This is a genomic window from Caballeronia sp. AZ7_KS35 (assembly GCF_023631045.1).
GTDB lineage: Bacteria > Pseudomonadota > Gammaproteobacteria > Burkholderiales > Burkholderiaceae > Caballeronia > Caballeronia zhejiangensis.
The window spans coordinates 411,036-424,234 of record NZ_JALQDV010000003.1; the positions used below are offsets into that span (position 1 = coordinate 411,036).

12 protein-coding genes are annotated in these 13,199 nt (G+C 64.3%); 7 read left to right on the forward strand and 5 right to left on the reverse strand.

What is annotated here, in order from left to right; translation table 11 throughout:
- The first annotated feature begins 96 nt into the window (after window positions 1-96).
- A complete protein-coding gene (locus NCT05_RS08075) occupies window positions 97-2,553 on the forward strand; it encodes a family 20 glycosylhydrolase (RefSeq protein ID WP_250502025.1) in 2,457 nt (818 codons plus the stop codon).
- 64 nt (window positions 2,554-2,617) lie between these two features.
- Here NCT05_RS08075 and NCT05_RS08080 read toward each other — a convergent pair whose 3' ends face one another.
- The 5 genes from NCT05_RS08080 to NCT05_RS08100 all read right to left on the reverse strand — a co-directional run bounded on the left by NCT05_RS08080 (window position 2,618) and on the right by NCT05_RS08100 (window position 6,492).
- Window positions 2,618-3,400: a peptidylprolyl isomerase gene (locus NCT05_RS08080; RefSeq protein WP_008349712.1), complete on the reverse strand. Its 783-nt coding sequence runs from the start codon at window positions 3,398-3,400 to the stop codon at window positions 2,618-2,620.
- An 81-nt stretch (window positions 3,401-3,481) separates the two neighbouring features.
- Window positions 3,482-3,796, reverse strand: a complete 315-nt coding sequence (locus NCT05_RS08085) for a BolA family protein (RefSeq protein ID WP_008349710.1) — start codon at window positions 3,794-3,796, stop codon at window positions 3,482-3,484.
- A complete protein-coding gene (locus tag NCT05_RS08090; RefSeq protein ID WP_008349709.1) occupies window positions 3,793-4,329 on the reverse strand; it encodes a septation protein A in 537 nt (178 codons plus the stop codon). The genes NCT05_RS08085 and NCT05_RS08090 overlap by 4 nt, the downstream gene beginning before the upstream one ends.
- Before the next feature lie 104 nt (window positions 4,330-4,433).
- Window positions 4,434-4,850 (reverse strand): peptide-methionine (R)-S-oxide reductase MsrB, encoded by a 417-nt coding sequence (gene msrB, locus NCT05_RS08095; protein ID WP_008349708.1) that lies wholly within the window; start codon window positions 4,848-4,850, stop codon window positions 4,434-4,436.
- Window positions 4,851-4,899: 49 nt separating this feature from the next.
- Window positions 4,900-6,492, reverse strand: coding sequence for a protein adenylyltransferase SelO (locus tag NCT05_RS08100; protein ID WP_008349707.1), 1,593 nt, complete (start codon window positions 6,490-6,492; stop codon window positions 4,900-4,902).
- A 105-nt stretch (window positions 6,493-6,597) separates the two neighbouring features.
- Here NCT05_RS08100 and NCT05_RS08105 point away from each other — a divergent pair, with 105 nt between their 5' ends.
- The 6 genes from NCT05_RS08105 to NCT05_RS08130 all read left to right on the forward strand — a co-directional run bounded on the left by NCT05_RS08105 (window position 6,598) and on the right by NCT05_RS08130 (window position 13,181).
- Entirely contained in the window at window positions 6,598-8,256 is a 1,659-nt protein-coding gene (locus NCT05_RS08105) for a 3-(methylthio)propionyl-CoA ligase (protein WP_250439714.1), read from the forward strand.
- A gap of 171 nt (window positions 8,257-8,427) precedes the next feature.
- The gene (locus tag NCT05_RS08110) at window positions 8,428-10,512 is read left to right on the forward strand and encodes a 3-hydroxyacyl-CoA dehydrogenase NAD-binding domain-containing protein (protein WP_250502026.1); all 2,085 of its coding nucleotides are present in this window, start codon (window positions 8,428-8,430) and stop codon (window positions 10,510-10,512) included.
- Window positions 10,505-11,155 (forward strand): bifunctional nicotinamidase/pyrazinamidase, encoded by a 651-nt coding sequence (gene pncA, locus NCT05_RS08115; protein WP_249798848.1) that lies wholly within the window; start codon window positions 10,505-10,507, stop codon window positions 11,153-11,155. Before NCT05_RS08110 ends, pncA begins: the two co-directional genes overlap by 8 nt.
- A complete protein-coding gene (locus NCT05_RS08120) occupies window positions 11,152-12,330 on the forward strand; it encodes an acetyl-CoA C-acyltransferase (protein WP_034473389.1) in 1,179 nt (392 codons plus the stop codon). Before pncA ends, NCT05_RS08120 begins: the two co-directional genes overlap by 4 nt.
- Before the next feature lie 60 nt (window positions 12,331-12,390).
- Window positions 12,391-12,693 (forward strand): Dabb family protein, encoded by a 303-nt coding sequence (locus NCT05_RS08125; protein WP_061161325.1) that lies wholly within the window; start codon window positions 12,391-12,393, stop codon window positions 12,691-12,693.
- Between the two features lie 5 nt (window positions 12,694-12,698).
- The gene (locus tag NCT05_RS08130) at window positions 12,699-13,181 is read left to right on the forward strand and encodes a PaaI family thioesterase (RefSeq protein WP_008349701.1); all 483 of its coding nucleotides are present in this window, start codon (window positions 12,699-12,701) and stop codon (window positions 13,179-13,181) included.
- Window positions 13,182-13,199 lie beyond the last annotated feature (18 nt).

A 13,199-nucleotide genomic window follows, 5' to 3' on the forward strand; every position in this document is an offset into this window, starting at 1 on the left:
GTATAGTGCTTCGGCGCGTCGCGAGGCGCGTTCGACCACGGAGGAGAAATGAGGCAGTTGCCATCAAAATATTTAGGTATACGGAATTTATTGGCGATGACGGTCATCGCGTCGTCGTGTCTCGTCGCGGCGTGCGGCGACAGCTCGGATTCGGGTTCGGCCAATCTCTCGCCGACGGCGCGCGCGGCGGCGCTCGGCGAGAACCTGATGGTGCGCGTGGACATCGACGGCAACGATGCCGCGAAGTCCGGCACGAACTGCGCCGATCTCGGCGCCGACTGGGCCAGTTGCGCGCGCGGCAAGCTGATTCTCGAAAACACCGGCAGCCGCAGTCTCCCGGCAGGCGGCTGGACGCTGTACGTGCACAGCATCCGGCGCATTTTGATGGTGGAACATCCGGCGTTCGCGTGGAAGCACGTCACCGGCGATCTTTACGCGCTGACGCCGCGCGCGGGCGCTTTCACGCTCGGCGCGGGCGAGCGCATCGAAGTGCCGTTCGTCGGGGAGTACTGGTATCAGCGCTACAGCGATCTGTTGCCGCGCGCGTATGTCGTGGCGGACGGCAATGCGGCGCCTGCCATCCTCAAGCACAACGATACCGACGATGAAACCCGCTACGTCGATCGCATTCCGCCGATCGCGGACGACGCAGCGGCATTCGCCGCAACGCCCGCGCAAGTGCAACGCGCACGCTCCGAAGCCGCGTTGCCATCGGCGCAGCAGACCGCCGCGCGCGCGGTGCCGGCGGTGCTGCGTTCGACGGCGGGTGAGGGCGCGGCGCAGGTCGGCGGAATCGATTTGTCGGCGTCCGGTTTGACATCGTCGCAAGTGGCGGCGCTCACGTCGCGCGCGGCGACGCTCGGTCTGACCGGCGCGGCCGTGCGCGTGAGCGGGCAGATCGCCGGAGGCGCATTGCCGGCCGATATCGCGCGCGCGGGCGGTTATCGGCTGACGATCGCGCAAGACGGCGTGAAGATCGACGCCTTCGATGCGGGCGGGCTGTTCTACGGCGTGCAGACCTTGCTCTCGCTTACGCCCGCGGGCGGCGGCAGCGTGCCGGCGATGACCATCGAAGACGCGCCGCGATACACGCATCGCGGCATGCACGTCGACGTCGCGCGCAACTTCCGTCAGCCCGCCACGTTGCGCCGTCTGATCGACCAGATGAGCGCATACAAGCTCAACCGGCTACACCTGCATCTCACCGACGATGAAGGCTGGCGCATCGAAATCCCCGGTCTGCCGGAGCTGACCGAAATCGGCGCGAAGCGTTGCCACGATCTCACGGAAACGCAGTGCCTGTTGCCGCAGCTCGGCTCCGGTCCCGACAATCGCTCGGGCGGCGGCTATCTGAGCCGCGCCGAATATGTCGCGCTGCTTCGTTATGCGGCGGATCGCTTCGTCGAGATCATTCCGGAAATCGACATGCCGGGCCACGCGCGCGCCGCGGTCGTGTCGATGGAAGCGCGTTACCAGCGTCTTGCGGCGCTCGGCAACAAGGCGGCCGCGAACGCGTACCGTCTGCTCGATCCGGCCGATACATCGAACACGACGACCGTCCAGTTCTACGACCGCCGCAGTTTCCTGAATCCGTGCTCGGACGGTGCGCAGCGTTTCGCATCGAAGGTGATCGGCGAAGTCGCGTCGATGCATCGCGAAGCGGGCGCGCCGCTTTCCGTGTGGCACTTCGGCGGCGACGAGGCTAAGAACATCCTTCTCGGCGGCGGTTTCCAGCCGCTCGACGGCACCGATCCCGGCAAGGGCCGCGTGAACCTCGCGTTGCAGGACAAGCCGTGGGGACGCTCGCCGCAGTGCGCGGCGATGATCGCGTCGGGCAAGGTTGCATCCGTCGACGAACTGCCGTCGATCTTCGCGCGCCAGGTCAGCCAGATCGTGCGCGCGAACGGCATCGGCACGATGGCCGCGTGGCAGGACGGCATCAAGCACGCGAACGGTCCGCAGGATTTCGCGACGTCGAACGTGATGGTGACGATGTGGGACACGATCTTCTGGGGCGCGTCCGACACCGTGCAGACGCTCGGCAGTCAGGGCTACAAGACGGTGCTCGCGCTGCCGGATTATCTGTACTTCGACTTCCCCTATGCCTTCGATCAGCGCGAGCGCGGGTATTACTGGGGCTCGCACGCGACGGACAGCTTCAAGACGTTCTCGCTCGCGCCTGACAATCTGCCGCAGAACGCGGAGATCATGCCCGATCGCGACGGCAAACCGTTCGAAGTGACGAGCGCTGGACCGGCGCCGCGTATCGAAGGCATTCAGGGACAAGCCTGGGCGGAAGTGATGCGTACGGATCAGCAGTTCGAGTACATGGCGTATCCGCGCTTGCTTGCGCTTGCGGAGCGCGCGTGGCATCGGGCCGCGTGGGAACGTCCTTACGTGCAGGGCGAGCGCTACAAGCTCGGCGACACCGACAAGGTCGACAAGGCCGCGCTCGCAGCGGACTGGGCGGGCTTCATGAGCGTGGTGCAGAACCGCGAAATGGCGAAGCTGACGCGCTCGGGCGCGGTGGTCAGGACGAAGCTGGGCGGTTGACGGCGCATGAAACGGCAAAGCCGCCCGAAGGGCGGCTTTGTTACCAACGAACAAGCAAGCGCGCTTACTTCACCACCGCCTTGTTCCGCAAGCCTTCCTCGAACGCCTGCAGCTTTTCCTGCTGCATTTGCTGCGCGATCTGCGCCTTCACCTGATCGAACGGCGGCGGGGCGACATCACGCGCATCGTCCAGACGGATGATGTGCCAGCCGAACTGCGTCTTCACCGGCTCGGACGTCATTTCGCCCTTCTTCAGCTTCTCCGCGGCCGCGCCGAATTCAGGCACGTAAGCCGAAGGCGAGGACCAGTCCAGATCGCCGCCGTTCTTGCCCGATCCCGGGTCCTTCGAATATTGCTTCGCGAGATCTTCGAAGCTCGCACCGGCCTTGATCTTCGCGATCAGATCCTTCGCCTGCGCTTCGTCCTCGACGAGAATGTGATGCAGATGCAGTTCCTTGCCGCCGCCGTTCTGCTTGACGAGCTCGTCATAGCGCGCCTTGATCTCGGCGTCGGTCGGCGTGTTCTTCTTAACGAAATCTTCGATCAGCGCGCGCAACACCACGGTCTGCTGTGCGACGGCGACCTGCGCCTTCACGTCGGGACGCGTCGCGATGCCTTCGCGCGCGGCTTCCTGCATCAGGATTTCGCGGTTGATGAGTTCCTCGCGCACCGCCTGCTGAAGCTGCGGCGAATCCTGCTGACCTTGCGCCACGAGTTGCTTCACGAGCGCATTGGCGCGCGACGTGGGAATCGGCGTGCCGTTGACGACGGCGATGTTTTGCGCAAACGCAGGAGCAGCCGCGAATGCAGCCAGCAACACCCAGACGCGGGTTTTTTTCAAAGTCATCGGAGGTTCCTAACTGAACAAACAGACGCCTTCAAAGGCGAGATTTAAGAGGCAAGGCTTAGGGTCGAACCGCGCGCGGGTTTATTCGAATTGTTCTGCGAACTCTTGCGGCGTGTAGGCCCGGATCGCGAGCGCGTGCACGCCGCGCCGCATCTCCTCGGCCAGCGCATCATACACCAGTCGATGTCGCGCCACGCGTGCCTTGCCCGCGAAGCATTCCGCGACGATCGTCACCGTGTAATGGCTGCCGGCGGCCGCGCCCGCATGGCCCGCGTGCGCGGCGCTGTCGTCGTCGATATGCACCGACTGAGGCTGCAGCGTGGCATTCAAACGCGCTTCGAGATGCGCGATCTTGTCCGCCGCCGATGCGCTCGTGAAATCGAACGATGCGCTCATTGCCCGTCCTCCTTCATGTATTTCGCAAGCCAGAAGCTTTGCGCGACGATGAACAGGACGAGACAGCCCGTCGCGCCGAAGAGCTTGAAGTTCACCCACTGATCCGTCGTGAAGTTATACGCGACGAAAAGATTGACGATGCCGAGCAGCGCGAAAAACACCGCCCAGGCGACATTCAACTGGCCCCATACGCGATGCGGCAGCACGATCTGCTTGCCCATCATCGCTTCGATGAGATTCTTTCTGAAGCCGATCTGCGCGACGATCAGCGCGAACGCGAAGAGCCAGTAGAGCGCCGTCGGCTTCCATTTGATGAAGGTATCGTTGTGCAGCACGAGCGTCGCGCCGCCGAACACGACGACCACGCCGAGACTGACCCACAGCATCGGATCGACCTTGCGATGCCGAAACGCGACCCAGGCGATCTGCACGAGCGTCGCCGCGATCGCGACCGCCGTCGCGGTATAGATGCCCCAGACCTTGAATGCGACGAAAAAGAGAATGATCGGAAACAGATCGAACAGAAATTTCATTGGCGTGCGGACGTGATGGGCATCGGATGGATGCGAGGCGCGCGAGAAAAAAGCGCCCGCGAGAAGCGGCGGGCGCCGGTACGACGAAATGAACGGGCTCGCGCTTACTTGGGTTCGAATTGTAGCGCAGCCGAGTTGATGCAATACCGCAGGCCGGTCGGCGCGGGGCCGTCCTCGAAGACGTGGCCGAGATGCGCGCCGCAGTTCTTGCACACGACTTCGATGCGAAGCATGCCATGCGAGCGGTCGGTCTTCTCCTGGATCACTTCGCCGTTGATCGGCTTGAAGTAGCTCGGCCACCCGCAGCCGGCGTCGAACTTCGTGTCCGATTCGAACAGCGGCGTGCCGCAGCACACGCAGTCATAGACGCCGCGCTCCTTGTGATCCCAGTATTTGCCCGTGAAGGGGCGCTCGGTCGCGGCGTGGCGCGTGACCTGGTACTGCATGTCGTCGAGTTCGCGGCGATACTCGGCGTCGTCCTTTTGCAGCGGATAGCTCGTCGGGGTGGCGTCGTGGCTCATCTGTCGTTCCTTTGATCTGGCCGGGAAGGCCTGGTATATGAGGGCGATCCTACGAAGAACAACTGACTTCGAGATCGCTCGCCCAGTCGGGCGGCAGGCCCGCGTAGGCTTCGTATTCGGGCTGTTCGTCGTATGGATGGCGCAGCACGTCCAGAAGACGCGCCACTTCCGAAAAATCCTTTTCCGCCGCGCGCCGAATGGCGTTTTCCGCCAGATGATTGCGCAGCACGTACTTCGGATTCACGCGATTCATCGCCGCGGCGCGCTCGGCGTCGTCGCGCGGCTCGTGGGCGAGGCGCTCGCGATACTGCGCGGCCCACGCATCGAATGCGGCGCGATCGAGGAACAGATCGCGCACGGGCGCGTCGCGGCTCGCGTCGGATTTCGAGAGCTTCGACAGGTTCCGGAACGTCAGCGTGAAGTCCGCGCGATTCGCATGCATGATTTCGAAGAGACCGTTGGCGAGCTTGTCGTCGCCTTCGCGCTCGATATCGAGGCCGAGCTTCGCGCGCATCTTCGCGACGAGCGCGGGCCCGAAGCGATCCTTGTAGCGCTCCATCACCTTTTGCGCCTCTTCCACCACGCGCTCGGCGCGGCCCTCCTCGGGCAGATTCGCGCCGAAGAGCGGCACGAGCGCCTGCGCGAGACAGAAGAGATTCCAGTACGCGACCTGCGGCTGGCGCCCATACGAATAGCGTCCTTGCGTATCCGAATGATTGCAGACGTGATGCGCGTTGAAGGCATCCATGAAGCCGAACGGACCGTAATCGATCGTGAGGCCGAGGATCGACATGTTGTCGGTATTCATCACGCCGTGGCAGAAGCCGACGCCTTGCCACTCCGCCATCAGATCGGCGGTGGAGCGCACGGCTTCGTCGAGCAGCGCGAGATACGGATCGTCGGCATCCCTGCAATGCGGATAGAACCGGTCGATGACGTGATCGGCGAGCGTCTTCAGCTCGTCGATGCGATCGTTCGAATAGAAATGCTCGAAGTGGCCGAAGCGCACGAAGCTCGGCGACACGCGCGTGACGATCGCCGCCGTTTCGACGATCTCGCGCCGCACCGGCAAGTCCGAGCCGATGACGGTGAGCGCGCGCGTCGTCGGGATGCCGAGATGATGCATTGCTTCCGAGCACAGAAACTCGCGGATCGACGACCGCAGCACCGCGCGGCCATCGCCCATGCGCGAATAGGGCGTGCGGCCCGCGCCCTTCAGTTGCACTTCGAGACGCGCGCCGTCGTGCTCCGCTTCGCCTAGCGTGAGCGCGCGGCCATCGCCCAGTTGTCCCGCCCACACGCCGAACTGATGCCCCGAATAGACGGCGGCATAGGGCAGGGCATCGGCTGGCCAGTCGCGCGTCGGATTGCCGGCGAAGAAGGCGGCGAACGCGTCTTTCTCAGGGCCGGTGGCGACTTGCGGATCGAATCCGAGCGTTTCGGCCATCTCGCGCGACATCCCGACGAGATACGGATCGGGAACGGGCGCGGCAGGAAGACGGGTGAGAAAAGCGGTGCCGAGCGCGGCGAAGGAGCCCGGCTCGCCGACCCGGATCGCGCTGGCGATTTCGTTCACGGAACGCGCGTCGGCGGGCGTCTCGTCGCGCGCCGCGCGCACGGCATTGCTTGGGGAAAACGACATGTTGAGCGCCTCTGAGTTAAACGATATTGTAATTCCGCGCCCGCGGGCCTGCAGAGCGCGGCCCGGCCATCCGATCAGCATTCGCCAGATTCGAGGACTTCGCCTATGACGTCGCCGCTCTACGGGCAGATGATGGACATACCGCTGCTCGCGTCGTCCCTGCTGTCTCATGCCTCACGCCACTTCGGCGACAACGAGATCGTGTCGCGGCGCATCGAAGGCGATATCCACCGCTACACCTACCGCGATTGCGAGAAGCGCGCGAAACAACTGGCGCAGGCGCTGACCGCGCTCGGCGTCGAGCAGGGCGAGCGCATCGGCACGCTCGCGTGGAACGGCTACAGACATCTCGAATGCTATTACGGCATCAGCGGCATGGGCGCCGTGTGTCACACGATCAACCCGCGTCTCTTTCCCGATCAGATCGCGTTCATCATCGATCATGCGGACGATTCGTATGTCTGCTTCGACATGACTTTCGGTCCGCTCGTCGAACTGATCGCGCCGCAGTGCCCGAACGTGAAGGGCTGGATCGCGCTCGGCGATGCCGCGTGCATCGCCGAACATCTGTCGAACATGAGCGTGCCGGTGATGAGCTACGAAAGCCTCATCGGCGAGCACGACGGCGACTACGCATGGCCGATGCTCGATGAGCGTCAGGCATCGTTTCTCTGCTACACGTCGGGCACGACGGGCAATCCGAAAGGCGCGCTGTATTCGCATCGCTCGACGGTGCTGCACGCGTACGGCGCGGCGTTGCCGGACGCGATGGGCGCATCGTCGAGCGATGCGATCCTTCCCGTCGTGCCGATGTTCCACGTCAACGCGTGGGGCATTCCGCACGCGGGGCCGCTCGTCGGCGCGAAGCTCGTCTTTCCCGGCAAGGATCTGGACGGCAAGTCGCTCTACGAATTGATGGAAGCCGAAGGCGTCACCTATTCCGCCGGCGTGCCGACGGTGTGGATGAGCCTGCTCACGTACATGAAGCAGCAGAACGTGCGTTTCTCGACGTTGAAGCGCACGGTGATCGGCGGCTCGGCGTGTCCGCCCGCGATGCTGCGCATCTTCGAGGAAGAGTACGGCGTGCAAGTGATCCACGCGTGGGGCATGACGGAGATGTCGCCGCTCGGCACCTTGTCGCGCCTCAGTTTCAGGCAGAAGCAGCGTCCGCTCGACGAGCAGCGCCGCTCGCTGGAAAAGCAGGGCCACGCGCTCTTTGGCGTGGACATGAAAGTCGTCGGCGACGACGGCACCGAACTGCCGTGGGACGGCAAATCGTTCGGCGATCTCCATGTGCGCGGGCCGTGGGTCATCGATCGGTATTTTCGCCGGGACGATTCTCCGCTCGTCGACGGCTGGTTCCCGACCGGCGATGTCGCGACCATCGATGAAGACGGGTTCATGCAGATCACCGATCGCAGCAAGGACGTGATCAAGTCCGGCGGCGAATGGATCAGCTCCATCGATCTGGAGAACATCGCGGTGTCGCATCCGCAGGTGGCGGAAGCGGCGTGCATCGCGTGCTCGCATCCGAAGTGGACCGAGCGGCCGCTGATCGTCGCGGTGCTGAAGCCGGGCGCGACCGTCACGCGCGAGGAACTGCTCGCGCATTTCGAGGGCAAGGTCGCGAAGTGGTGGATTCCGGACGATGTCGTGTTCGCCGAGGAACTGCCGCACACCGCGACGGGCAAGCTGCAGAAAGTGCGCCTGCGCGAGCAGTTTCGCGATTACGTGTTGCCCAACGCCGCGGAGAATCCGGTCTAGCTTTTTCTTGCGTCATCGAAAGCCCCGGCTCGCGGTGCGCGCGCCGGGGCTTCGTGCATTTCTGGCGATCGATTGGCGCGAAACGCGTCGTTTGAACGATCGTGCTTTTTTGTGTATTCTGCCCCGATCGCCCACAATCGATCTCATATCCGGTCGACAGGAGACACGTTCATGGCAGTGGACTACACGATCCGCGACGGCGTCGCCGTCATTACGCTCGACAATCCGCCGGTCAACGGTCTCGGGCATTCGACGCGGCTCGGCATCGTCGAAGGTGTCGAGCGCGCGAACGACGATGCCGACGTGCGCGCCATCGTCATCATCGGCGCGGGCAAGGCGTTCTCGGGCGGCGCGGACATCACCGAATTCAACACGCCGAAAGCCACGCAGGAACCGACGCTCATGACCGTCATCGCGACGCTCGAAGCGAGCGCGAACCCCGTAGTCGCGGCGATTCACGCCGTCGCGATGGGCGGCGGTCTGGAACTCGCGCTCGGCGCGCATTACCGCGTCGCCGTGCCCGGTGCTCAGATCGCGCTGCCGGAAGTGAAGCTCGGGCTTTTGCCGGGCGCGGGCGGCACGCAGCGTCTGCCGCGCGTGGTCGGGCTGGAAACGGCGCTGAACATGATCGTGTCGGGCGCGCCGGTGCCCTCAGAAAAGCTCGCGCAAACCGCGCTTTTCGATGAACTCGCCGACGGCGATCTGCTGGAAAGCGCGTTGTCGTTCGCACGGCGGGCCGCCGATCGCGGCGGTCCGCATCCGAAAGTCCGCGATCGCCAGATCGAGCATCCGAACGCCGAGGGTTTCATCCAGTTCGCGCGCAACAGTGTCGCGGGAGTCGCGAAGCATTTCCCGGCGCCGCACAAGTGCATCGATGCAATCGAAAAAGGCGTGAAGGAAGGTTTCGAGCGCGGTCTCGCCTTCGAGCGCGAATGCTTTCTCGCGCTCGTGCAGACGCCCGAAAGCCGCGCGTTGCGGCATGCGTTCTTCGGCGAACGCGCGGCTGCCAAGATCGCCGATGTCCCGTCGAACACGCCCGTGAGGAAGATCGAGCGCATCGGCGTGATCGGCGCGGGCACGATGGGCGGCGGCATCGCGATGAACTTTCTCAACGCCGGCCTGCCCGTCGTGCTGCTCGAAACGAAGCAGGACGCGCTCGATCGCGGCATCGCGACGATCCGGCGCAACTACGAGGCGCAGGTCAAGAAGGGCAAGCTCACGCAGGAAAAGGTCGAAGAGCGCATGGCGCTCATCGCGCCGACGCTTGCCTTTGGCGATCTGGCCCAGGCCGATCTGATCGTCGAAGCCGTGTTCGAAGACTTGAGCGTGAAGGAACAGGTCTTCCGTCAGCTCGACGAAATCGCAAAGTCCGGCGCGATCCTCGCATCGAATACATCGACGTTGAATCTCGACACGATCGCCTCGTTCACGAAGCGTCCCGGCGACGTGATCGGCATGCACTTCTTCAGCCCCGCGAACGTGATGAAGCTGCTCGAAGTCGTGCGCGGCGCGAAGACCGAAAAGGACGTGCTCGCAACGGTCATGCAGCTCGCGAAGAAAATCAGGAAGACGGCGGTGGTGTCGGGCGTATGCGACGGCTTCATCGGCAACCGGATGATCGAGCAGTACATCCGCCAAGCGCTCTTCATGCTGGAGGAAGGCGCGCTGCCGGCGCAGATCGATCGCGCGATCGAAAACTTCGGCTTCGCGATGGGGCCCTTTCGCATGAGCGATCTCGCGGGCAACGACATCGGCTGGGCGATCAGAAAGCGGCGTTATCGGGAGCAGCCGGAGCTGCATTATTCGCGCGTCGCGGATCGTCTGTGCGAGATGGGCCGCTTCGGCCAGAAGACCGGCGCGGGCTGGTACGACTATCAGCCGGGCAAGCGCGACGCGCTGCCGTCGAACGTGGTCGATGACATGATCGTCGCGTATTCGAAGGAACGCGGCGTCGAGCGGCGCAAGATCCGCGATGAAGAGATCGTCGAGCGTCTCGTGCTTTCGCTCGTGAACGAAGGCGCGAAGATTCTCGAGGAAGGCATCGCGGGCAAGGCGTCGGACATCGACATGGTTTATCTGACGGGCTACGGCTTTCCGCTCTGGCGCGGCGGCCCGATGCTGTATGCGGACACCATCGGCCTCTACAACGTGGAACGCGCGATGCGCAAATACGCGAAGCAGGCCAACGGCTACGCGTGGCAACCCGCCGCGCGCGTCACCGAACTCGCGCAATCGAATGGACGCTTCAATGGCTGATATCAAACCTGTCGAAGACGTGTTCCTCGCCGTGGACGTGCAGTACGACTTCATGCCGGGCGGCGCGCTTGCCGTCGCACACGGCGATGAAGTCGTGCCGGTCATCAATCGGCTTGCGCGCGCGTTCCCGCATGTCGTGCTGACGCAGGACTGGCATCCGCGCTCGCATGTGTCGTTCGCGGCGAATCACGAGGGCCGCGCGCCATTCGAGACGATGACCTTGCCTTACGGCGAACAGGTGCTGTGGCCGGTGCATTGCGTGCAGGACACGCGAGGCGCGGCGCTGCATCGCGATCTGCATGTGCCGCACGCGCGGCTCGTGATTCGCAAGGGGCATCACGAACACGTCGACAGCTATTCGGCGTTTCTCGAAGCGGACCGTTCGACACCGACCGGTCTCGAAGGCTATCTGCGCAACGTCGGCGCAAGACGCGTGTGGCTCGCCGGACTGGCGACGGACTATTGCGTCGCGTGGTCCGCGCTCGATGCGCGTGCGGCGGGCTTCGACGTCATCGTGATCGAGGACGCGTGCCGCGCGATCGATCTGAACGGCTCGCTCGACCGAGCGTGGAACGACATGCGCGATGCGGGCGTGCAACGCGTGAGCTCGGACGAAATTCTCAAAGCGGGGGCAACGACATGACCGATGCAGTCATCGTATCGACGGCGCGCACCGCGCTCGCCAAATCGTGGCGCGGCGCGCTCAACATGACGCACGGCGCGACGCTCGGCGGCCATGTGACGAAGGCGGTCGTCGAACGCGCGGGCATCGATCCGGCGCGCGTCGAGGACGTCATCATGGGCTGCGCGAATCCGGAAGGCGCGACGGGCGCGAACATCGCGCGGCAGATCGCGTTGCGCGCGGGCTTGCCGGTTTCCGTCCCCGGCATGACGGTGAACCGCTTCTGCTCGTCGGGCTTGCAGACGATCGCGCTTGCCGCGCAGCGCGTGATGACGGGCGAGGGCGATGTGTTCGTCGCGGGCGGCGTCGAATCGATCTCGTGCGTGCAGAACGAGCTGAACCGTCACATGCTGACCGAAGGCTGGCTCAGGCAACACAAGCCCGAAATCTACTGGTCGATGTTGCAGACCGCCGAGAACGTCGCGAAGCGCTACGAGATAGCGAAAGAGCGGCAGGACGAATACGGCGTGCGCTCGCAGCAGCGCGCGGCGGCGGCGCGGGCGGCGGGCAAGTTCGACGATGAAATCGTGCCGATCACCGTGCTTGCCGGCATCGCCGATCAAGCGACGGGGCGCATGTTCACGCAAGAAGTGACGCTCGCCGCCGACGAAGGCATCCGCGCCGATACGACGCTCGAAGGCGTGTCGAAGATTCGCACCGCGCTGCCTGGCGGCGTCATCACGGCGGGCAACGCGAGCCAGTTCTCGGATGGCGCGTCGGCGTGCGTCGTGATGAGCGCGACGCTCGCCGAGAAGGAAGGTCTCGCGCCGCTCGGCATTTTTCGCGGCTTCGCGGTCGCGGGCTGCGAGCCGGACGAAATGGGCATCGGTCCGGTGTTCGCCGTGCCGAAGCTTTTGAAGCGCGCGGGCCTGTCCGTCGACGATATCGGCTTGTGGGAGCTGAACGAAGCGTTCGCCGTGCAAGTGCTCTATTGCCGCGACCGGCTCGGCATTCCCGACGAGCGCCTGAACGTGAACGGCGGCGCGATCGCGGTCGGGCATCCGTACGGCGTGTCGGGCGCGCGCCTGACGGGTCACGCGCTCATCGAAGGCAAGCGGCGTGGCGCGAAGTTCGTCGTGGTCACGATGTGCATCGGCGGCGGACAGGGCGCGGCGGGCCTTTTCGAAATCGTGTGAGCATTTGCGGCCCGGCGATTTTTGCTACGCTTCGAGATTCGTTCGATAACAGGAGTCGCCGTGCTACGTCACATCGTCATGTGGAAGCTGAAGGAAAACGCCGAGGGCGCGAGCCGCGCCGAAAACGCGCAGAAGCTGAAGGCGAAGCTCGAAACCTGCCGCAGCATCGTGAAAGGGCAAGGGCATTTCGAAGTCGGCACCGCGCAGCCGGGTTTCGATTGCACCTATGACGTCGTGCTCGTGTCCGACTTCGACGACAAGGCGGCGCTCGAAGCGTATCAGGTGCATCCGAAACATCAGGCGCTGAAGGACTTCGTCGCGGCGATCCGCGAAGCGCGTCAATGCGTCGACTACGAAGTGTGAGCGCGATGTCCTCTTCCGATCAACCTGCAAGCAACGGCGTCGCGCTCGAGAGCCCGTTCATCGATACGCTCGGCGTCGAGCTCGTCAAGGCGCAGGACGGCGAAAGCGAAGTGCGGCTGCCGCTTCGCGACGAACACCTGAACACCTGGGGCATCGCGCACGGCGGCGTCACGATGACGATGCTCGACGCATCGCTGGCGCTCGCCGCACGCAGCGTCGCGGGCGATGGCATCGGCGTCGTCACCGTCGAGATGAAGGTCAATTTCATGCAGCCGGGGCGCGGCGAATTGCGCGGTTACGGCCGCGTGTTGCATCGCTCGACGACGATGGCTTATTGCGAAGGCGAGATTCGCGACAGCGAAGGCCACTTCGTCGCGAAGGCGCTCGGCACGTTCAAGTACATGAAGCGGCTCGCGGTCGGGCGCGACATCGTCCGGCAGAAGATGCGGTCCGATCCGAAGGCGACGCCCGGTCCGAGCGACGCCTGAACACCATTCGAGCGAAGG

What these genes read in the sequence shown, in the direction of transcription:
- NCT05_RS08120 (WP_034473389.1), top strand. Translation starts at nt 11,152, where the DNA reads ATGACCGATGCAGTCATCGTATCGACGGCGCGCACCGCGCTCGCCAAA.
- NCT05_RS08090 (WP_008349709.1), bottom strand. Translation starts at nt 4,329, where the DNA reads ATGAAATTTCTGTTCGATCTGTTTCCGATCATTCTCTTTTTCGTCGCA.
- NCT05_RS08110 (WP_250502026.1), top strand. Translation starts at nt 8,428, where the DNA reads ATGGCAGTGGACTACACGATCCGCGACGGCGTCGCCGTCATTACGCTC.
- msrB (WP_008349708.1), bottom strand. Translation starts at nt 4,850, where the DNA reads ATGAGCCACGACGCCACCCCGACGAGCTATCCGCTGCAAAAGGACGAC.
- NCT05_RS08075 (WP_250502025.1), top strand. Translation starts at nt 97, where the DNA reads ATGACGGTCATCGCGTCGTCGTGTCTCGTCGCGGCGTGCGGCGACAGC.
- NCT05_RS08085 (WP_008349710.1), bottom strand. Translation starts at nt 3,796, where the DNA reads ATGAGCGCATCGTTCGATTTCACGAGCGCATCGGCGGCGGACAAGATC.
- NCT05_RS08100 (WP_008349707.1), bottom strand. Translation starts at nt 6,492, where the DNA reads ATGTCGTTTTCCCCAAGCAATGCCGTGCGCGCGGCGCGCGACGAGACG.
- NCT05_RS08080 (WP_008349712.1), bottom strand. Translation starts at nt 3,400, where the DNA reads ATGACTTTGAAAAAAACCCGCGTCTGGGTGTTGCTGGCTGCATTCGCG.
- NCT05_RS08105 (WP_250439714.1), top strand. Translation starts at nt 6,598, where the DNA reads ATGACGTCGCCGCTCTACGGGCAGATGATGGACATACCGCTGCTCGCG.
- pncA (WP_249798848.1), top strand. Translation starts at nt 10,505, where the DNA reads ATGGCTGATATCAAACCTGTCGAAGACGTGTTCCTCGCCGTGGACGTG.
- NCT05_RS08130 (WP_008349701.1), top strand. Translation starts at nt 12,699, where the DNA reads ATGTCCTCTTCCGATCAACCTGCAAGCAACGGCGTCGCGCTCGAGAGC.